Source organism: Streptomyces silvae, assembly GCF_016745505.1.
GTDB lineage: Bacteria > Actinomycetota > Actinomycetes > Streptomycetales > Streptomycetaceae > Streptomyces > Streptomyces silvae.
This window is the reverse complement of sequence record NZ_JAERUC010000150.1, coordinates 16,807-36,447: the sequence shown is the minus strand read 5'-3', so window position 1 is coordinate 36,447 and position 19,641 is coordinate 16,807. Positions and strand designations below refer to the sequence as shown.

The following is a 19,641-nucleotide window of genomic DNA, read 5'->3' as shown; positions in this document are numbered from 1 at the left end:
GGCTTCCTTATCCACTTCGACAGTGACGCGAGCACATATCGATGCTGTGTGCGAGCAAACGATCGCGGACAGCAAAGCGGTAGGTAATGCTCCGAGTCAAGGCCGACCCTCCCTCAACTGCTTTCACTTAACACACAGTTGACCTCCGAAAGGGCAGGCCTGAACCATTCGCGCAGTTCGAGGGGTGGTGACGGGTGTGGCGGGTGGGGCCGGGGTGACGCGTGCCACACTGCCGCCATGGCGAACCGTGAACCCCTCAAGCCCCTCCTCCTCGCGTTCCCGGGGCCGCTGCGCGACCGGCTGGTCGCGGCGGTGCTCTCCGGCGAGAAGGTCTCCACCTCCGGTCTGCTGGCGGAGTACGAGGCGGAGCGGGAGGAGCTCCCGCCCGTGGGCGAGCGGTCCGCGCTGATCGACTCCGACGGGCGGGAGGTCGCCGTGGTCGAGCTGACGGAGGTGCGGGTGCTGCCGCTGGGGTCGGTCGGGCTGCGGCACGCGCTGGACGAGGGCGAGGGGTACACCTCGGTCGCCGGGTGGCGGGCGGCGCACGAGGCGTTCTGGCACAGCGAGGAGATGCGGGAGGCGCTCGGGGACCCGTCGTTCACCGTCGACGACGACACGATGATCGTGGCGGAGCGCTTCCGGGTGGTGGAGCGGCTGGAGTGACCGGCCGCCGCCCCACGGGCCCCGCTTCGGAGAGCCGGCCGGCCGGCTCAGCCCAGTGCCTTCGCCGCCGCCCGGCCCGCCGTCCGGCCCGAGAAGATGCAGCCGCCGAGGAACGTGCCCTCCAGGGACCGGTAGCCGTGCACCCCGCCGCCGCCGAACCCCGCCGCCTCGCCCGCCGCGTACACCCCGGGCAGCGGGCTGCCGTCCTCGGTCAGGACGCGGGAGGACAGGTCCGTCTCCAGCCCTCCGAGGGACTTGCGGGTCAGGATGTTCAGCCGTACGGCGATGAGCGGGCCGGCGGCCGGGTCGAGGATGCGGTGCGGCTTCGCGGTGCGGATCAGCTTGTCGCCCAGGTAGGACCGGGCGCCGTTGATCGCCGTGACCTGGAGGTCCTTGGTGAAGGGGTTGGCGATCTCGCGGTCCCGGGCCGTGATCTCGCGGCGCAGGGCGTCCTCGTCGATGAGGGAGTCCCCGGTGAGCGCGTTCATCCCGCGTACGAGTGCGCCGAGGTCCTTCTCGACGACGAAGTCCACGCCCTTGTCCATGAACGCCTGGACGGGCCCGGGGACGTCGGCGCGCGCCCTGCCGATCACGTCGCGCACCGACTTCCCGGTCAGATCCGGGTTCTGCTCGGAGCCGGAGAGGGCGAACTCCTTGCCGATGATCTTCCGGTCGAGGACGAACCAGGTGTAGCCGTGGCCGGACCGCATGATGTGTTCGAGGGTTCCCAGCGTGTCGAAGCCCGGGAAGAGCGGCACCGGGAGCCTCTTGCCGCGGGCGTCCAGCCAGAGGGAGGACGGGCCGGGCAGGATCCGGATGCCGTGCTTGTCCCAGATCGGGTTCCAGTTCTCGATGCCCTCGGTGTAGTGCCACATCCGGTCGCGGTTGATGTGGTGGGCGCCCGCCTTCTCGGCGATGCCCAGCATCAGCCCGTCGACGTGGGCGGGGACCCCGGAGAGCATCTTCTCCGGCGGGGTGCCCAGCCGCTCGGGCCACTGGGCGCGCACCAGGTCGTGGTTGCCCCCGATGCCGCCGGAGGTGACGATCACGGCCTGGGCCCTGAGCTCGAAGGCGCCCGCGACCTCGCGGCTGCTCGCCGTGCCCCGCTCGGCGCCGCTCTCCCGGAGGATCTCCCCGGTGACCGTGTCGACCGCTCCGGCCGAGCGTCCCAGGCCGGTCACCCGGTGGCGGAAGCGCAGCTGGACGAGGCCCTTGGCGACGCCCTCGCGGACCCGCCGCTCGAACGGGGCGACGACACCGGGCCCGGTGCCCCAGGTGATGTGGAAGCGGGGGACGGAGTTGCCGTGGCCGTTGGCGTCGTAGCCGCCGCGTTCGGCCCAGCCGACGACGGGGAAGAGCCGCAGCCCCTGGGCGCGCAGCCAGGACCGCTTCTCCCCGGCCGCGAAGTCGACGTACGCCTCGGCCCACTGCCGGGGCCAGTGGTCCTCGTCGCGGTCGAAGCCGGCGGTGCCGTACCAGTCCTGGAGGGCCAGGTCGTGGCTGTCCTTGATCCGCAGCCGGCGCTGCTCGGGCGAGTCGACGAGGAAGAGCCCGCCGAAGGACCAGTGCGCCTGGCCGCCGATCGACTGCTCGGGCTCCTGGTCGAGGAGGATCACCGTGCGGCCCGCCTCGGCGAGCTCGGCGGTGGCCGCCAGCCCGGCGAGCCCCGCCCCGATCACGATCACATCAGCGTCGTACGCCATGGGTTCCATCCTTCGGGCGGTGCGGGGCAGCGGCGGGCGGGGGCGGGCGAAGTTACTTGTGGGTCAGATCTTCGGTACGGGCCGCGCCCACGTCAACCGTCCGGTCGGCCTCGCCCTCACCGATCCCGTACGTCCGCCGGGCTATCGTCGGACCGTGTCGGTGCTGGTACTCCTGCTGTCCGTGGGCGCCGCCTGCTGTCTGGGCTTCGGATTCGTCCTCCAGCAGGACGCCGCCCGCCGCGCGCCCCTGAGCGACTTCCTCTCGCCCCGGCTGCTGCTCGACCTGATGCGGGTGCCGAGCTGGCTGGCCGGGCTCGGGCTGATGGTCTGCGGGATGGTCCTCGGGGCCCTTGCCCTCGGCCAGGGCGAGGTGTCGGTCGTGGAGCCGCTGCTGGCGACCAATCTGCTCTTCGCGATGGCCCTGTCGCGTCACCGCACGGGCCAGACGCTGGGCCGGCAGGGCTGGGGAGGCCTCTGCCTGCTGGCCGGCGGCGTCTCCGCGTTCCTGCTGGCCGGTGAGCCGCGCGGCGGCGAGGCGGTGACCTCTCCCCTGCGGCACTGGCTGGTGATCGGGGTGGTGGCGGGGCTCGCCGTGGTCCTGACGGCCAGTGCCCGGCACCCCAGGACCCGGGGGACGCCCGTCCTGCTCGGTCTGGCGGCCGGGCTGCTCTACGGGCTCCAGGACGCCCTGACCAGGCTCAGCGGGGAACGGCTGGCCGACGACGGCTGGACGGCGCTGCTGACGGGCTGGCAGCCGTACACCGTGCTCGTGCTGGGGGTGACGGGGCTGATCCTGGTCCAGAGCGCGTTCGAGGCGGGGCCGCTGAGGATGTCCCTGCCGGCGCTGACCGCCGCGCAGCCGCTGGCGGGGATCCTCTGCGGGATCGGGTTCCTCGGCGACCAGGTGCGCACCGACACCGGGGCGCTGGCCTGGCAGGCGGCCGGGCTGGCGGCGATCGTGGCCGGGATCGTGCTGCTGGGGCTGCACCCGGCGATGCCGGAGGGCAAGGAGCGGCACGGTTCCACGGCCGCGGACCGGTTGATGTTGGATGGACCCCATGACTCCGGCTGACGAGATCCTGGACATCGTCGACGCGTACGACGAGGTGGTGGGGCAGGCGCCGCGTGGCGAGGCCACCGCGCGCGGCCTGCGCCACCGCTGCGTCTTCATCGAGGCCAGGGACCCGGCGGGCCGGCTCTTCGTGCACCGCAGGACGCCCACGAAGCTGGTCTTCCCCTCGCACCACGACATGTTCGTCGGCGGGGTCGTGGGCGCGGGCGAGTCGTACGACACGGCGGCGCTCCGGGAGGCCGAGGAGGAGCTGGGGGTCTCGGGCCTCCCCCGCCCCACGCCCCTCTTCAAGTACCTCTACGAGAGCCCCCGGCACAGCTGGTGGTCGTACGTGTACGAGGTGCGCTGCGAGCTGCCCGTGCGGCCGCAGGCCGAGGAGGTCGCCTGGCACACCTTCCTGACCGACGCCGAGCTGGAGGAGCGGCTCGGCGGCTGGACATGGGTGCCGGACGGGCTGGAGACGTACCACCGGCTGCGGGCGTACCGCGCGGGTGACACGGCGGGGGCCACCGCGTGAGCGGGTTCGTACGCGGGCTGCGGCTGTGGTTCGCCCCGGAGCGGATCCGCGAGGAGGGCGACACCCCGGACTACCGCTTCTCCCTCGCCAACGAGCGGACCTTCCTCGCCTGGATCCGGACGGCCCTCGCCCTCATCGGCGGCGGCTTCGCCGTCGACCAGTTCCTCCCGGAGCTGGCCTGGGGCGTCCGCGCCGGGCTGGCCCTCGGGCTGCTGGCGGCCGGGGTGCTCTGCGCGCTGCGGGCCGTCAACCACTGGGTGCGGTGCGAGCGGGCGATGCGGCGCGGGGAGGATCTGCCGGTGTCGCACTTCCCGGCGCTGCTCAGCCTCGTGGTCGCCGTGGTGGCCGTCGCGATGGTGGTGGTGGTCCTGTTCGGCTGGGAGGGCCGGTGACCACCGCCGCCGGGCGCGATCCCGGTCTCCAGCCCGAGCGGACCCGGCTGGCCTGGCGCCGCACCACCCTGTCGTGCACGGTGGTGGCCCTGCTCGCGTTCCGGCAGTCCCTGCACGCCGGGGCGACCGCGGCCGGGGTGGTCGCGGTCGCTCTGAGCCTGCTGGCCTGGCTCGGCTTCCTCGGTGTGGCGCACCGCCGGGTGACGGGCATGGGGTCGGCCCGGCCGCCCGCCGCGCTGTCGCCGCGCCTTGCGCTGACGGCGGCCGCGTGCACGGTCGCGCTCGCGGTGTTCGCCGTCGCGACGCTGTTCTGACCTGACCTGACCTGACGTGACCTGGCCTGGCCGCGCGTGCGGGCGGGGTGGCCGCTCAGTCGTCCCAGGGCACGGAGACGACGATCTTGCCCCGGGTACGGCCTTCCTGGTTGAGCCGGTAGGCGTCGGCGGCCTCCTCCAGCGGGAAGACCCGGTCCACGTGCACGGAGACGATGCCCTGCTCGGCGAGTCCGGCGAGGTGGGCGAGGTCCGTGGCGTCGGGCCGTACGAAGGCGTAGCGCCCGCCGTAGGAGAAGACCTCGGCGTCGGCGATGGAGGCGAGCCGGCCGCCGGGTGCGAGGGTCTCGGCGGAGATCCGGAGCGCTTCCCCGCCGACGGTGTCGAAGGCCGCGTCGAAGCCCTCGGGGACGAGCTCCCGGAGCCGGGCGGCCAGCCCCTCGCCGTACTCCACGGGTTCACCGCCGAGCCTGCGTACGTAGTCGTGGTTGCGGGGTCCCGCGGTGCCGATGACCCGGCAGCCGGCGTGCCGGGCGAGCTGCACCCCGAGCGAACCGACCCCTCCGGCGGCGGCGTGGACGAGGACGGTCTCGCCCTCCTGCACCCCGAGGACGCGGTGCAGCACCTGGTGGGCGGTGAGGCCGCACAGCGGAAGGCCCGCCGCCTCCTCGAAGCTCAGGCTGAGCGGCTTGCGGGCGAGGGTCCGCACGGGGGCGGCGACGTACTCGGCGAAGGTGCCGCGCGAGAGGAAGTCCTCGCGTACGTAGCCGATGACCTCGTCCCCCACCGCGAACTCGTCCACGGCGGCGCCGGGCTGGACCACGACCCCGGAGACGTCCCAGCCGGGGATGACGGGGAACACCGCCTCCAGCCCCGCCTGGAGGTAGCCCTCACGGGCCTTCCAGTCGACGGGGTTCACGGCCGCGGCGCGCACCTTCACCAGGACCGAGTCCGGGCCGACCTTGGGGTCGGGCCGCTCGCCGTACTCCAGGACGTCGGCCGAGCCGTACCTGCTGTAGCTGATCGCCTTCATCCTCCGACGATCGGGGCGGGCCGGGGTCCCCGCAACTCAGCCCCGGTCCGGGGCCGTGACCGCATGGAAGGGCGGCAGCAGCGACCGCGGGTCGTGGCCGGAGTGCCAGAGGCCGATGAGGAACGCGGTCGTCGCCTCCAGGTACGCGGCCCGGTCGAGCCCGCCCACGGGCAGCGGCACACAGCCGAGGTCCCGGACCAGGGTCGCGACGGTCTCCAGGGCCGCCGGGTCGTCCCCGCACAGCGGGACGGCGACCGGCCCTTCGGCGAAGGCGGGCGGGGGCCGCCGCCACACCGCGTCGGGCAGGTGGTTGAAGGCCTTGACGACCCGTGCTCCGGTGGCGTCGGCGATCGTACGGGCGGCGCCCGGTCCCGTGCCGGTGGTGAGCCGGAAGCCGGGGCCGACGGCGTTGGTGCAGTCGACGAGCACCCGGCCGCGCAGCGCTCCCCCGTCCGCGCCGAGCGCCGCCAGGACGCCCGCCACCGCGTCGTACGGCAGGGCGAGCAGGACCGCGTCGCCGAAGCCGGCCGCGTCCCGGAGGGTGCCGGCGCTCTGGCCGGTGCGGTCCGCGAGGGCCCTGGCCCGTTCCGGGGAGCGGCCCCCGAAGAGCACGCGGTGGCCTGCCGCGGCCCACCGGCCGCCCAGTGCGTCCGCCATGTTGCCGGTCCCGATGATGCCGATGCGCATGTCCCTCTCCTCCGGAAGCCCGTCACGTAGCGTCGTGCTGCGTGTTCCGTGCCGAAGGGGACGTTAGGGAAACCGTTGCGCACCGTTCGGTGCCCGACGGGCGGGGAAAGGGGACGTCATGGACCGGCTGCTCGCCGACTGCCGGGCGCGGCTCGGCTTCGATCTGCTGGGCAACACCTGGAATCCGGTGGTGCTGTACGCGCTCGGGGCGGGCCCGCGCCGGCCCGGTGAGCTCCGTGCGGAGATCGGGGGCATCAGCGCCAAGGTGCTGACCGAGACGCTGCGCAGGCTGGAGGAGTACGCGCTGGTGGAGCGCCGGGCGTACGCCGAGGCGCCGCCGCGTGTGGAGTACTCCCTGACCGCGCTCGGCCGGACGCTGCTGGAGCCGATCGAGGCGCTGGGCCGCTGGTCCGCCACGTACGGGGACGCCTTCGTGGAGGCGCAGGGCTGGGACGACTGACCTCGGGGCGGGGGCGGGGAGCCGGAGATCACTGCCCGGATTCCGGGAGGGCACTGGACGACATACCGACTGGTCGGCATCATGGTCCCGACCGTTCAACCGCCCCGGAGGTGCGCCCCATGAGCCCAGTCCACCCGCCAGGTCTCGACCTCGACCTGCTGCGCGGCCATCTCGACCGTGAGCGGCCGGGGCTGGTGAACGGACCGCTGGAGGCCCGCGTCATCGAGGGCGGCCGCTCGAACCTCACGTACATCGTCACCGACGGGTCCGGGCAGTGGGTCGTGCGCAGACCTCCGCTGGGCCATGTGCTGGCCACCGCGCACGACATGAAGCGCGAGCACCGGGTGATCAGCGCCCTTCACCCTACGGCGGTCCCGGTGCCGGAGACGCTCCTGCTCTGCGAGGACGAGGCGGTCATCGGCTCGCCCTTCTACGTCATGGAGTACGTCGAGGGGACGCCGTACCGCACCGCCGACCAGCTCGCCCCGCTGGGCGCCGAGCGCACCAGGGCCGTCGTGCTGGAGCTGGTGGACACCCTGGTGGACCTGCACGCCGTGGACCCGGCGGCCGTCGGGCTCGGCGACTTCGGGCGCCCGGACGGCTTCCTGGACCGGCAGTTGCGGCGCTGGGGCAAGCAGCTGGACGCCTCCCGCAACCGCGAGCTGGCCGGCATCGACGAGCTGCACGCCGCGCTCGGCCGGGAGCTCCCCGTCTCCCCCGCCCCCACCGTCGTGCACGGCGACTACCGCCTGGACAACGTGCTGATCGGCCGGGACGACCGGATCAAGGCGGTCCTGGACTGGGAGATGTCCACGCTCGGCGACCCGCTCACCGACCTCGGTCTGCTCGTGATGTACAGCTCCGACCTGGGCCTGCCCGAGTCACCCGTCTCCACGACGAGCGGCGCCCCGGGGCATCCCGGCCCCGCCGAGCTGATCGAGCGCTACGCGGCCCGCTCCGGCCGTGACACCTCCGCCATCTCCTGGTACACGGCCTTCGCGTGGTTCAAGCTCGCCGTGATCCTGGAGGGCATCCACTACCGCTACACCCTGGGCCAGACCGTCGGCGCCGGCTTCGACCGCATCGGCGATCTGGTCCCGGTCTTCATCGCGCACGGCCTCACCACCCTCCAGGAAGGCTGATCACCCCGTGGACTTCGCATTCGACGCCCGTACCGAAGAGCTGCGCACCCGGCTGCTCACGTTCATGGACGAGCACGTGTATCCGGCCGAGGAGGTCGCCGAGGAGCAGCGTGCGCGGCTGGCGTCCCCGTGGGACACCCCGCAGATCGTCGAGGACCTCAAGGCGGAAGCGCGCCGGCAGGGCCTGTGGAACCTCTTCCTCCCCGACGCGGCGTACGGGGCCGGGCTGACGAACCTCCAGTACGCCCCGCTGGCCGAGATCACCGGCCGCAGCCCGCACCTGGCGCCGACCGCGCTGAACTGCGCGGCGCCGGACACCGGGAACATGGAGGTGCTCTCCCAGTTCGGCTCGGAGGAGCAGAGGAAGCAGTGGCTGGAGCCGCTGCTGGCGGGTGAGATCCGCTCGGCGTTCGCGATGACGGAGCCCGAGGTGGCCTCCTCCGACGCGACGAACATCGAGACCCGGATCACCAGGGACGGCGACTCCTACGTCATCAACGGGCGCAAGTGGTACATCTCCGGGGCGATGAACCCGGACTGCGCCGTCTTCATCGTGATGGGCAAGACGGACCCGGACGGCGAGGACATCCGCCGCCAGCAGTCCATGATCCTGGTCCCGCGCGACACCCCGGGCCTGGAGGTGCGCCGCGCGATGCAGGTGTACGGCTACGAGGACCACTCGCACGGCGGCCACGCCGAGGTCGTGTTCACCGATGTACGGGTGCCGGCGGCGAACCTGGTCGGCGAGGAGGGCGGCGGCTTCGCCATCGCCCAGGCGCGGCTGGGTCCGGGCCGGATCCACCACTGCATGCGGCTGATCGGGATGGCCGAGCGCGCGATCGAGCTGATGTGCAGGCGGGCCGTGGCCCGTACGGCCTTCGGCAAGCCGCTGGCCCAGCAGGGCGTCGTGCAGAACTGGATCGCGGACGCCCGGGTGACGGTGGAGCAGCTGCGGCTGCTGGTGCTGAAGACCGCCTGGCTGATGGACACCGTGGGCAACCGCGGTGCCCACACCGAGATCCAGTCGATCAAGATCGCCACCCCGCGCGCGGTCGTCGGCATCCTCGACCAGGCGGTGCAGCTGTACGGCGCCGGCGGGGTCAGCCAGGACTTCCCGCTGGCCGAACTCTGGGCGTCGGCACGGACGCTGCGGCTGGCGGACGGACCGGACGAGGTGCACCAGCGGTCGCTGGCGCGGCGCGAGATCAAGAAGTACCTCTGATCCCGTCCGGGGAGGCGGCGGCCGGCCGCCTCCCCGGCCCGGTCAGAAGGTGAGCCCCCAGCTGTCGATGTAGCCGGTGTCCTGCGCGGCGACGTCCCGTACCTGGAGCTTCCAGGTGCCGTTGGCGGTCTCGCTCGACGCGTTGACGGTGTAGGTCGCGATCACGTTGTCGGCCGAGTCGCTGCCGCTGGAGTTCTTCAGCCGGTAGGCGGTGCCGTCGGGCGCGAGCAGGTCGACGACGAGGTCACCGCGGTAGGTGTGCTTGATGTCGACGGCCACCTTGAGGGCCGAAGGGGCGTTGCCCGTACGGCCGGTGACGGAGACGGGCGAGGTCACGGCCGCCCCGTTGTCGGGCACGGCGACATCGGCGGTGTTGCTGAACACGGTGCCGGTCGGCGGGGTGGTGGTGCCGGCGGACAGGGTCCAGACGGCGTGCGCGATCGCGTCGCTGTTGCGGTCCAGGGCCGTGTCGTTGATGTTGGCCGTCGTGTCGCACGAGGAGTGGTAGCAGCGGTCGAAGGCCTGGCCGGCCGTTCCGCCCCACTTCTGGGCCTGGGCGCTCGTCTTCGTGTAGTCGGCGCCTGAGAAGAGCCCGCCCACGGGGACTCCCGCGTTCTTGAACGGGGCGTGGTCGGAGCGGCCGTCGCCCTCGGTCTCTATCTCCGTGGGTATGGACAGGCCCGCGTAGTAGTCCTTGAAGGTCTGCTCGATGACCGGGTCGTCGTCGTAGACGAAGTAGCCGGGGTTCGGCGAGCCGATCATGTCGAAGTTGAGGTAGCCCGCGAGCTTGGAACGTTCGGCCGTGGCCAGGTTGTTGACGTAGTACTTGGAGCCGACGAGCCCCAGCTCCTCGGCGCCCCACCAGGCGAACCGCAGGTGCTTGTCGGGCGCGAGCTGGGCCCGGGAGACCGCTAGGGCCGTCTCCAGCACGGCGGCCGACCCCGATCCGTTGTCGTTGATGCCGGCACCGGAGGTCACCGAGTCGAGGTGGGAGCCGGCCATGAGGACCTTGTTCGGGTCGCCGCCCGGCCAGTCGGCGATCAGGTTGTACCCGGTGGCCCCGCCGGAGGTGAACTGCTGGAGCGCCGTGGTGTATCCGGCGGCGTCCAGCTTGGCCTTCACATAGTCGACGGACGCCTTGTAACCGGCCCTTCCGTGGGCCCGGTTACCGCTGTTGGCGGTGGCGATCGACTGGAGCTGGGTGAGGTGCGCCTTGACGTTGGCGAGCGGGATGTCGGGCGCCGCGGCGAGGGCGGCCTCGGCGGTGGGCGCGGCCTGGACCGCGGGGGCGGCGGCCGCCAGGAGGGCCGCGACGGCGAGCGCGGCGACGGAGAGGGATCTGGGACGGGCAGGGCTCATCGGGGGCTCCGGATTCCGTTCGGGGACTGACGGAACGTGCGGGGGTCCCCGGCCGTGCACGACCGGGGCCTGGAGCGGGCGGTGCGCGGTGCGCGACCGATGCTGGCGGGGATGGCCGCGTACCGTCAAGAGCGGGATTCGGACAGACCTGTCCGCATATCGGAGATACGAGCGCCGTCAGACGGTCCCGGGGGCCGGCATGACCCTGCCGCCGGCCGGGCGGACGCCGCCGGGGCCTCAGGGGCGCAGTGCCCTCAGCAGCAGGTCGGCCAGGTGGTCGGCGACCTCCTGGCGGCTGAGCGGACCCTCCGGGCTGTACCAGGTGGAGAGGTGGTGGACCGAGCCGAAGTGGTAGTCGACGACCAGGTCGGCCGGGGTCGCGGTGGAGAACACCCCGGCCTTCTGGCCCTCCTCGATCAGGGCGCGGAAGCGTTCGTGGTAGCGGCGGCGCTCCAGCCGGACCTGCTTGTTCTTCTCCGGGCTCAGGTGGTGCATCGAGCGGAAGAAGATCGAGGCGTCGTCGAGGTTGTCGATGGTGGTGACCACGACGTCCGCCGCCGCGTCACGCAGGCGCTGCTCGATCGGCGCCTCGGCGTTCGCATAGGCGTCGAGCCGCTCCTGCTGGAGCCGCAGCACCCGGGCGTAGACCTCCTGGAGGAGGTCCTCCTTGGAGCCGAAGTAGTGGTAGAGCGCCCCCTTGGTGACGCCCGCCGCCTCGACGATCTCCTGGACGGAGGTGCGGTCGTAGCCGCGTTCCGCGAAGAGCCGGGTGGCGGCGGCCAGCAGCCTCTGGGGGACGGGCGTACCGTTCCCGTCCGTCGCCTTGGCCATTGCCGCCACCTGTCCTCTCGTACCGTGCGTGAACTGTTCTAACGGGGGGAACGCAGTTCCCGCCTGAGGATCTTCCCACTCGCCGTCTTCGGGAGTTCGGCCAGGATCTCGACTTCGCGCGGGTACTTGTAGGCGGCCAGCCGCTCCTTGCAGTACGCGCTGAGCTCCGCGGGCTCCGTCTCCGCCCCGGGCCGCAGGCTGACGTAGGCCCGTACGGTCTCTCCGCGGTAGGCGTCCGGCACGCCCACGACGGCCGCCTCGCGGACCGCGGGGTGGGTGTAGAGCACGTCCTCCACCTCGCGGGGCCAGACCTTGAAGCCGGAGGCGTTGATCATGTCCTTCTTGCGGTCGACGACGTACAGCCAGCCCTGGGCGTCCATGAAGCCGATGTCCCCGGTGCGCAGCTCTCCGTCCGGGAAGGCGGCCTCGGTGGCCTCGGGGAGGTTCCAGTAGCCGGAGACGACCTGGGGGCCGCGTACGGCTATCTCGCCCTGCTCGCCGAAGGGCACGTCGTCGCCCTTCTCGTCGACGATGCGGACCACGGTGTCGGGCCCCGGGACGCCGACGGACAGGGTCCCGGAGACCGGGTCGACGGGGGCCTCGTGCTCCGGCGGTACGGAGGCGCAGGGCGCGGTGCACTCGGTGAGCCCGTAGCCGTTGCGGATGTACGGGCCGAAGCCCTCGCGGAATTTCTCGACCAGCGCGGGAGGCAGCGGCGCGCCGCCCGAGGAGATCACCTTGAAGGAGGCGAAGTGCTCCGGGGTGACGTCCGGGTGCGCGGCGAGCGCCATGAAGGCGGTCGACGGGCCCACGGTGTAGGCGGGCCGGTGCTCCGCGAAGGCCTCCAGGACGACGCTCGCCTCGAAGCGGTACGCGAGGACCAGGGTGCCCGCGTTGGCGATACAGGCGGCCAGCTGGCACACCATGCCGGTGATGTGGAAGAGCGGGGCGAGCGCGAAGTAGGACGCCCCCTCCTCGATGGGGTGGCCGGCCCGCTGGCGCTCGGCGTTGACCATGATGTTGCCCTGGGAGTTCATGGCTCCCTTGGGGGTGCCGCTCGTCCCGGAGGTGTAGCTGATCAGGGCGGTGTCCGAGGCGGCGAGCTCCCGGTCCCCGGGGGCGGGCAGCCCGCGGCGGGCCACCTCCACCAGATCGCGGGCCCACGCGTCCGCGCCGGGCGCGGGGAGCCGCTCGAAGCCGAGCACCCGCGGGTCGTCGGCGGACTGGAGGTCGAGCTCGCAGGCGGTGAGGGCGATCGTCACGCTCGGCGCGGCCTCGGCGGTGGCCCGCAGATAGGCCTCCCAGGCCCGGTCGGAGCAGATCAGCGCGGTCACCTCCGCGTCCTTCAGCACATGGCCGACCTCGCCGGACTTGTACATCGGGTTGAGCGGGACGACGGTCGCGCCGGCCTTCCAGGCGCCGAGCAGCGCGAGCACGAAGTGCGGGGTGTTCTGGAGCATGATCGCGACCCGGTCGCCGCGCCGCAGCCCCTCGGCGGCCAGGTGCCCCGCCACGGAGTCGGACAGCGCGTCCACGTCACGGTAGGTGAGGCGCCCGTCGAAGTAGGCGAGCGCGGTGTGGTCCGGGGCCCGCCCGACGGCGGCGCGGAAGGCGTGCACCACGGTCTCGGCGGGGTGGACGGGGGCGAGCTGGGCCTCGCTGAGGAGGGCCGTCCAGGGCTTCGCCGCGTAGATCGACTCGGTCATGCTCCGGCCGCCTCCCACTTCTGCTGCAGGTGGTTCATGTTGCCGATCCACTGGTCGGGGTCCTTGGCGCGGGCGCGGTAGTAGCCGGCCACCTCGGGGTGCGGCAGGACCAGGAAGCGGTCCTGCTCCATGGCGTCGAACAGGGCCTCGGCGACGGCCTCCGGCTCGATCGCGGTGGGGGCGAGCACCAGCTCGCCCGCGGAGCCGGCCGCGGTGAGCATGTCCGTACGCACGCCCTGGGGGCAGATCGTGTGGACCTTGATGCCGCGGTGCCGGTAGGTCAGCGAGAGCCACTCGGCGAACGCGACGGCCCCGTGCTTGGTGACGCTGTACGGGGCCGCGCCGATCATCGTCAGCAGGCCGGCCGCCGACGCGGTGGAGACGAAGCGGCCGCTGCCGCGCTCCAGCCAGTCGGGCAGCAGCGCCTTGGCCGCGCGGACGTGCGCCATCACGTTGACGTCCCAGGCCCGTGCCCAGACGTCCTCCTCGGCGAAGGCGTCCCCGCCCGAGGCGAGGCCGGCGTTGGCGCAGTAGACGTCGACCGTGCCGCCGAGCGCGTCGCGCGCGGCGTCCACGACGGTGGAGGCGTCGCCGGCCACGACCGTGCCGCCGATCTCCTCGGCCAGCGCCTCGACCCGGGCGGCGTCCAGGTCGTTGACGACGACCCGGGCACCCTCCGCGGCGAATCTCCGGGCGAGGGCGGCCCCGATGCCGCCTCCGGCTCCCGTCACCACTACGCCAGCGCCCTGCACCGTACTCATCGGTCCCGCCTCTCTCAGCCGTCTTCCACGGCAGACTAACCAGTCGGTATGTGATCGGGGAAGGGGTCCGGGGAAGGACCGGGAATCTGCCCGGTCAGGGGCGTTCCGTATGGCCGGTGCCCGCGCTAGCGTGCGTGACCATGACGGTCGACGCGATCATGGAGGTAGCAGGATGACCCTGTCCAGGCGTGGTTTGCTGGCGGTCGGCGGTGCGATGGGGGCCCTCGCGACGACCGCTGCCGCACCGGGGACGGCCGTCGCGGCCGGCCGGGAGCACGGGGCCGGGCGGGGCGGGGTGCGTACCGGCTTCGAGCGGCTGGCGGCCGACGGTTACCGGCTGCTGGCCGGGCAGAAGGTGGGGATCGTCACCAACCCGACCGGCATCACCACCGACGTGGAGCACATCGTCGACGTCATGCACCCGGACGACCGGGTGGACCTGACCGCGGTCTTCGGCCCGGAGCACGGCTTCCGGGGGACGGCGCAGGCGGGCGGTTCGGAGGGGCGGTACGACGACCCGGCGACCGGGCTGCCGGTCTACGACACGTATCTGAAGAGCGGGCAGCCGCTCGCCGACATCTTCACGGCGTCCGGTGTGGACACGGTGGTCTTCGACATCCAGGACGCCGGGGCGCGCTTCTACACGTACATCTGGACCCTGTACGACTGCATGGAGGCGGCCGCGCTCGCGGGCAAGCGGTTCGTCGTCCTGGACCGGCCGAATCCGGTCACCGGGCGGGCGGCACTGGGGCCCGTGCTCGACCGGGCCTTCGCGTCCTTCGTGGGGCGCCGGGAGATCTCCCAGGCGCACGGGATGACGGTGGCGGAGCTCGCGCTGCTCTTCAACGCGGAGTTCCTGGCCGACCGTCCGGTGGAGCTGGACGTCGTCAAGATGTCCGGGTGGCGCCGTGAGGACTTCTTCGACGCGACGGGCCTGCCGTGGGTGCCGCCGAGTCCCAACATGCCGACGCCGGAGACCGCGGTGGTCTACTCGGGGACCTGTCTGTTCGAGGGGACGAACCTCTCCGAGGGCCGGGGGACGACACGGCCGTTCGAGCTGCTGGGCGCGGAGGGCATCGACCACCGGTGGGCGGCCGCCGCGAACGCCCTGGAGCTGCCCGGGGTCGCCTTCCGCGAGGCGTACTTCGCGCCGACGTTCTCCAAGTTCGAGGGGAAGACGGTGGGCGGGGTGCAGGTGCACGTCCAGGACCGGAAGGTCTTCGACCCCGTACGCACCGGAATCGGCCTGCTGGTCACGGCGAAGCGGACGTGGAGCGGGTTCGCGTGGCGCGCGGACAACGCGATCGACCGGCTCTCGGGCAACACCCGGGTCCGCACGATGATCGACGCGGGCGCGGACACCGACGAGGTGGTGGGCGCCTGGGCGGCCGACCTCGCCGCGTTCCGCAAGGTGCGGCGGGAGTACCTGCTGTACCGGTGAGCGTGGGGCCCCTTCCGCCGGGTGCGGCGGAAGGGGCCCGTCGCCCGGACTCAGCGGTGCGAGGGGAACTCCACGACCTGCTGGTAGGTCGGACGGTTCTGCCAGTGGATCGACTTCTGCGAGATCCCGCCCAGCGGACGGTGGACGATCGCGTCGGTGCACCACTGCTCACCGGCCTTGCAGCTGTCGTCCCCCGGGTAGACCTCGGCGGCGGGCACGGCGGCCGCCTCCTTCAGGGTGCCGAGCAGCGCGGAGCGGCAGGCGCTCAGGTCGCCGCCGCCGCAGTACGTCCTGGCCAGCGGCCCCTTGACGGGCTGTCCGAGGACCTGGCGCAGGTCCTTGTCGGCGAAGCCCCACCAGCCGTACTGGAAGGCGGAGCCGCTGTGCGCCCCGCTCGGCCCGTGGCTGGCGGCCGGGGACTCGTCGGTGGCCAGGCTCGCGGTGAACGCGTCGTAGAGGCCGTCACCCAGACCGGGGCGGAACTCCGCCTCGACCAGCTTCGGCCACCACGCGTCCATGATCCGGACGGCGTCCGCGTGCGTGTACGTGTGCGAGCCCGGGCTCGTCTCCTTGCGCTGTGCACCGGCGGCCCGCCAGGAGTCCAGCTGCTGGACCACGGCGTTCAGCGCCGGGTCGGTGACCGGCTGGGAGCGCAGCACCTTCAGGAGCTCGGGCAGCAGCTGCTCGCCGCGCAGGTCGGTGAGAGCGGCCTCCTCCATGGCGCGGGTGAGGGAGGCGCGGGTCACCCCGCCCTCCTCGACCAGTGCGGAGACCCGGTCGTCGAGCAGGTCGCCACGGTGCACGGCGCCGAAGCCGAACGCGGCGGTGGAGTAGTCCTTGGCCTGACGGTTGTTCCAGGAGATGTAGTAGTCCTGGCCGCTGGAGTGCGGGTGTTCGGCGAACGGGGTGTAGTCGGTGGTGTTGGCCGCCGGGTCGTACCCCTTCCACTCGTACGCCTTCTCGGCCTTGACCGGCAGCGCGGCGTCGACCCCGGCCGCGCGCACGGGGTTCATGCCGCTGTTGTAGTAGGCGGTGGTGCGGGAGTCCGCGTAGAACCAGTTGAAGGCGTAGTCGATGTGACTGGCGGCCTGCTGGAAGGAGGCCGCGTCCGTCACGTACGCCGGGTCGTTGAGCAGCTGGAAGCCGATGATCGAGTCGGCCTCGTGGCGGTAGGTGGTGCGCAGCGAGGTGTACGCGACCGGCTTGCCGCCGACCGTGGCGCGGTGGGTGACGATGCCGTAGTCCGTGCGCCACACCTGCATCCGGTAGGAGCCCTTGGCGGTGGAGTCGGCGACGGTGGGCTTCCAGGAGTTGGTGCGCTCCAGCTTCTCCATGGCCGTGCAGGCGCCGTCGACGCGGTAGTGCGTGGAGTCCTTGGTGGGCGCGGAGCCGTCGGGTTCGCAGAGCTCGACGGCGTACGTGTCGGTGATGTCCTGGGCCGCCGATGTGGCGCTCCAGGCGTAGTCCTGGCCGCGTCCCATCTGGATGTACATGCCGACCCCGGCGAAGGAGACACCGCGGGCGCTGATGCCGGGGCCCTGGAGCTCCTGGAGCATCATCAGCTGCGGGGCGAAGTAGCCGGTCTGCGGGCCCATGACGGCGATCGGGTTGCCGCTGGCGGTGGCCTTGCCGGACACCAGCAGGGCGTTGGACATGCCCCGCTTCTGGGCGCCGTCGCCGGAGCCGGGCAGCGAGCCCTCGGGGATGACGCCGTCGTCGTACATGCCCTGGAGCGGTTCGAGGGCGGCCGGCGCGTCGACGGGGGCCTTCTTGTTCGTGCCGGCCGAGCCGGTGCGGTCGTATATCAGGGGTTCGGGTGTGACGGATCCCGCGTCGGGAAGCGCCGTACCCCGGGCCTTGTCGGGCTTGCCGGCGTACGGGAACGAGGTGCCGTCGTGGACGGTGAGGACCGCCTCGGGGTCGTTGCGCTGGCGGAAGGACTCCCAGACCCGGGTGCCCTCCTCGACGCCGTACTTCTGCTGGGCGGCGAGCAGCGAGAGCGCGGCCTGGACCTCACCGCCGCCTCCCCCGCCGAACTGTCCGCCGACGACGGAGGCGATCGAGATCAGGTCGGTCAGCCCGAACGGCTGGATCTCGCCGATGTTCGTGATGGAGTCGATCTTCCCGGTGAGGACGTACTCCCCCGGGAAGTAGCGGCCCTTCTTGGACTTCTCGCGGTAGGCGTTGATCCCGTCGACGTAGGCCTGCGCGTCGGCCATCGCCTGCTCACCGCGGGCGCCCTCGGTGGTCCTGATCCGCTCGACCTGGGCCTGGAGGTCCGCCTCGGTGTACGGGGCCTGCGGCCAGAACTGCTGCTCCAGGCCCTGGTTGGCCAGCGCTCCGCCGGCGAACGAGGTCAGCTGGCCGCGTCCGATGTGCCGGAAGAGGTCCATCAGCCACAGCCGGTCCTGCCCGGCGGCGAAACCGGCGCCGAACTCGGTGCCGTAGCGGGTGGTGCCCTTGATGTGCGGCACGCCGCTCTTCTTGTCGCGGGTGATCGTGACGTCCTCACGCGGCTTCGTCACGGACTCGACCTGGTCGGCGGCGACCCCGAAGGAGGCGTCGTTGAAGAAGTCGGTCAGTTTCTGGTCGGTGAGGCCCGTATGCCCCGCGACCAGGCCGTTGTAGCGGTCGAGCTGGTCGTCGCTGTGCGCGGGGTGCGTGCCGAACGCCTTGTTGCCGAGGATCTCGACGAGGGTGGCGTTGCCGTTCTCGCCGGGCGGCAGGATGTCCGCGCACTGGCTTGCGCAGTGGTCGGTGACGGCGAGGGGCTTCGGCTCCGCCGCTCCGGCGCCGGGCGCCGTGGCGAGCAGGGATGTACCGAGAGCGAGAACAGCCGCGACTGTGGCGGCTCTGAGCGTGCGGGTGCGTGGGGGCATGCGTGCTCCTCCGGGTGGCCGATGCGCCGGAGGTTACTGGCGGTACGCCCCGTCCGTAAGATGAACATCAGTCACTTTTTCCGAATCACCACACCCCGGCACACGCCGCCCCACAGGGGCCGTCTCGGTCCGTGGACGCTTTCACCCTTGGATGGAGCCGAATCGGGCAGTCGTACGTCCATCCCATAACGCCGAAGTACGAGCGACGGAGGTGGCAGTGCCATGGCCGGTTTCCGGAGTCTTGCGAGACAGGTCCGCGATCCACGGGGCGATCTGGCTTTGCGGCGGTACTCGCTGCGCAAATGCCTGGAGCGGTTCGCCCCGTACGGTCACCGGGCGACCTGGGATCATCTGTGCGCCCGGCACGGGATCGAGCCCGAGGACCGGGCCCCCGACCCGGCGCGGCTGATCCGCGCGCTGGAGGAACTGGAGGAGGCGCGGGCCGTCTGGCTCGCGTACGAGGCGGGCTTCGCCGAGCGGCGGCGCCGCGAGAAGCACGACGGGCTGCGGCGGCCCGGAACATTCGACGACTGGCACCGGCGGACCTGGGGCGGCAACGGGATCGCGCACTGCGAGGACCCGGAGGTCCATCCCGGCGCCCCCCTGGCCGAGGTGCTGGGACGACTGATCGCCGCCCTGGGCGCGAAGCCGGGCGCCGCGTGCCCGGTCTGCGCGGGGACCGGGATCATCTGGCGGCAGGACCTGGACCGCGAGCCGTGGACCGGGCCGGTCTGCACCGGCTGCGGCATCGTGGTCCCGCGGCCCGTCCTGACGGCGAAGGCGCTGGCCGAGGCGAGAAGAGTACGGACGAGGGCCCTGGCGTCGGCGGCCTGAGGGGCGCGCGTGGAGGGGACCCGCCGGAGCCGGTGCGCGCTCAGGAGCGGCTCCGGGCTCCTCGCTCGGGCATGAGCCGCGATCCGGCCATCCGCTCGCCGGCCACGTCGTCGGGGTTGGACAGCACGCAGGTCTCCAGCGACAGGCATCCGCAGCCGATGCAGTCGGTGAGGTGGTCGCGCAGCCGCCCCAGCTGCTTGATGCGCTCGTCCAGCTCGGAGCGCCACGCCCGGGAGAGCCTGGCCCAGTCGTCGCGGTTCGGTGTGCGCTCCTCCGGCAGTTCGGCCAGCGCCTCCCGGATGGTGGCGAGCGGGATGCCCACCCGCTGCGCCGCCCGGACGAATGCCACCCGGCGCAGCGCGTCCCTGGTGTAGCGGCGCTGGTTGCCGCTGGTGCGGGTGCTGCTGATCAGGCCCTTGGACTCGTAGAAGTGCAGGGCGGACACCGCGGCTCCGCTACGGGCGGAGAGCTGGCCGACGGTGAGTTCTTGGCATGTCTGCGGAATCTGTGGCACTCCCCCAACCCTAGTGGCCGCACCTCGGCCGCTGCCGCCGCTTCGAAAACCCGGCCGGTCCGTCGTTGACAGGGACGCGCGGCCCAACCATGCTGAGCAAGCGCTTAGACATCGCCCCTGGGGGCGACCGACCGCCGGAAAGCAGGGACCAGG

Annotated in this window: 19 protein-coding genes; 10 read left to right on the top strand and 9 right to left on the bottom strand. The window is 72.3% G+C overall.

Features of this window, described 5'->3' with window-relative positions; genetic code table 11:
- Positions 1-237: 237 nt before the first annotated feature.
- Positions 238-663, top strand: a complete 426-nt coding sequence (locus JKV81_RS23960; RefSeq protein WP_129261621.1) for an ASCH domain-containing protein — start codon at positions 238-240, stop codon at positions 661-663.
- 47 nt (positions 664-710) lie between these two features.
- Here the strand turns inward: JKV81_RS23960 and JKV81_RS23955 are convergent, their stop codons facing one another.
- Positions 711-2,366 (bottom strand): FAD-binding dehydrogenase, encoded by a 1,656-nt coding sequence (locus JKV81_RS23955; RefSeq protein ID WP_202077722.1) that lies wholly within the window; start codon positions 2,364-2,366, stop codon positions 711-713.
- A 154-nt stretch (positions 2,367-2,520) separates the two neighbouring features.
- Here JKV81_RS23955 and JKV81_RS23950 point away from each other — a divergent pair, with 154 nt between their 5' ends.
- From JKV81_RS23950 to JKV81_RS23935, 4 genes are read left to right on the top strand one after another with little or no spacing between them, the layout of a single operon-like run.
- Positions 2,521-3,438 carry a DMT family transporter gene (locus JKV81_RS23950; protein WP_129266886.1) on the top strand — a complete coding sequence of 306 codons (918 nt, stop codon included), beginning with the start codon at positions 2,521-2,523 and terminating at the stop codon, positions 3,436-3,438.
- A complete protein-coding gene (locus JKV81_RS23945) occupies positions 3,425-3,955 on the top strand; it encodes an NUDIX hydrolase (RefSeq protein ID WP_129261625.1) in 531 nt (176 codons plus the stop codon). The genes JKV81_RS23950 and JKV81_RS23945 overlap by 14 nt, the downstream gene beginning before the upstream one ends.
- Positions 3,952-4,347: a YidH family protein gene (locus tag JKV81_RS23940; protein WP_124279577.1), complete on the top strand. Its 396-nt coding sequence runs from the start codon at positions 3,952-3,954 to the stop codon at positions 4,345-4,347. The genes JKV81_RS23945 and JKV81_RS23940 overlap by 4 nt, the downstream gene beginning before the upstream one ends.
- A complete protein-coding gene (locus JKV81_RS23935) occupies positions 4,344-4,661 on the top strand; it encodes a DUF202 domain-containing protein (protein WP_129261627.1) in 318 nt (105 codons plus the stop codon). The genes JKV81_RS23940 and JKV81_RS23935 overlap by 4 nt, the downstream gene beginning before the upstream one ends.
- Before the next feature lie 55 nt (positions 4,662-4,716).
- Here JKV81_RS23935 and JKV81_RS23930 read toward each other — a convergent pair whose 3' ends face one another.
- Positions 4,717-5,652 carry an NADP-dependent oxidoreductase gene (locus JKV81_RS23930; RefSeq protein ID WP_124279575.1) on the bottom strand — a complete coding sequence of 312 codons (936 nt, stop codon included), beginning with the start codon at positions 5,650-5,652 and terminating at the stop codon, positions 4,717-4,719.
- A gap of 36 nt (positions 5,653-5,688) precedes the next feature.
- Positions 5,689-6,339 carry an NADPH-dependent F420 reductase gene (locus JKV81_RS23925; protein WP_202077720.1) on the bottom strand — a complete coding sequence of 217 codons (651 nt, stop codon included), beginning with the start codon at positions 6,337-6,339 and terminating at the stop codon, positions 5,689-5,691.
- 118 nt (positions 6,340-6,457) lie between these two features.
- Here JKV81_RS23925 and JKV81_RS23920 point away from each other — a divergent pair, with 118 nt between their 5' ends.
- The 3 genes from JKV81_RS23920 (at position 6,458) to JKV81_RS23910 (ending at position 9,163) form a co-directional block, all read left to right on the top strand.
- On the top strand, positions 6,458-6,799 hold the full coding sequence (locus JKV81_RS23920) for a winged helix-turn-helix transcriptional regulator (protein ID WP_129261631.1): 342 nt from the start codon (positions 6,458-6,460) through the stop codon (positions 6,797-6,799).
- Between the two features lie 119 nt (positions 6,800-6,918).
- Positions 6,919-7,941, top strand: coding sequence for a phosphotransferase family protein (locus tag JKV81_RS23915; RefSeq protein ID WP_129261633.1), 1,023 nt, complete (start codon positions 6,919-6,921; stop codon positions 7,939-7,941).
- 7 nt (positions 7,942-7,948) lie between these two features.
- Positions 7,949-9,163, top strand: a complete 1,215-nt coding sequence (locus tag JKV81_RS23910) for an acyl-CoA dehydrogenase family protein (protein WP_202077718.1) — start codon at positions 7,949-7,951, stop codon at positions 9,161-9,163.
- 42 nt (positions 9,164-9,205) lie between these two features.
- On the opposite strand, the gene JKV81_RS23905 is transcribed toward JKV81_RS23910, so the two are convergent.
- The 4 genes from JKV81_RS23905 to JKV81_RS23890 form a co-directional block, all read right to left on the bottom strand.
- Positions 9,206-10,522: a M28 family metallopeptidase gene (locus JKV81_RS23905; protein WP_202077716.1), complete on the bottom strand. Its 1,317-nt coding sequence runs from the start codon at positions 10,520-10,522 to the stop codon at positions 9,206-9,208.
- Between the two features lie 237 nt (positions 10,523-10,759).
- Positions 10,760-11,353, bottom strand: a complete 594-nt coding sequence (locus JKV81_RS23900) for a TetR/AcrR family transcriptional regulator (protein WP_099177967.1) — start codon at positions 11,351-11,353, stop codon at positions 10,760-10,762.
- A gap of 38 nt (positions 11,354-11,391) precedes the next feature.
- Positions 11,392-13,059, bottom strand: coding sequence for an AMP-binding protein (locus JKV81_RS23895; RefSeq protein ID WP_129261639.1), 1,668 nt, complete (start codon positions 13,057-13,059; stop codon positions 11,392-11,394).
- Positions 13,056-13,820 (bottom strand): SDR family oxidoreductase, encoded by a 765-nt coding sequence (locus JKV81_RS23890; RefSeq protein WP_129261641.1) that lies wholly within the window; start codon positions 13,818-13,820, stop codon positions 13,056-13,058. Before JKV81_RS23890 ends, JKV81_RS23895 begins: the two co-directional genes overlap by 4 nt.
- 172 nt (positions 13,821-13,992) lie before the next feature.
- On the opposite strand from JKV81_RS23890, the gene JKV81_RS23885 reads away from it, so the two are divergent.
- Complete coding sequence (locus tag JKV81_RS23885; protein WP_202077714.1) at positions 13,993-15,261, top strand: exo-beta-N-acetylmuramidase NamZ family protein; 1,269 nt, start codon at positions 13,993-13,995, stop codon at positions 15,259-15,261.
- Positions 15,262-15,311: 50 nt separating this feature from the next.
- Here JKV81_RS23885 and JKV81_RS23880 read toward each other — a convergent pair whose 3' ends face one another.
- Positions 15,312-18,140, bottom strand: a complete 2,829-nt coding sequence (locus tag JKV81_RS23880) for a penicillin acylase family protein (RefSeq protein ID WP_202077712.1) — start codon at positions 18,138-18,140, stop codon at positions 15,312-15,314.
- Positions 18,141-18,362: 222 nt separating this feature from the next.
- On the opposite strand from JKV81_RS23880, the gene JKV81_RS23875 reads away from it, so the two are divergent.
- A complete protein-coding gene (locus tag JKV81_RS23875; protein WP_202077710.1) occupies positions 18,363-18,974 on the top strand; it encodes a hypothetical protein in 612 nt (203 codons plus the stop codon).
- 40 nt (positions 18,975-19,014) lie between these two features.
- On the opposite strand, the gene soxR is transcribed toward JKV81_RS23875, so the two are convergent.
- On the bottom strand, positions 19,015-19,488 hold the full coding sequence (soxR, locus tag JKV81_RS23870; RefSeq protein WP_129261647.1) for a redox-sensitive transcriptional activator SoxR: 474 nt from the start codon (positions 19,486-19,488) through the stop codon (positions 19,015-19,017).
- Positions 19,489-19,641: the final 153 nt, after the last annotated feature.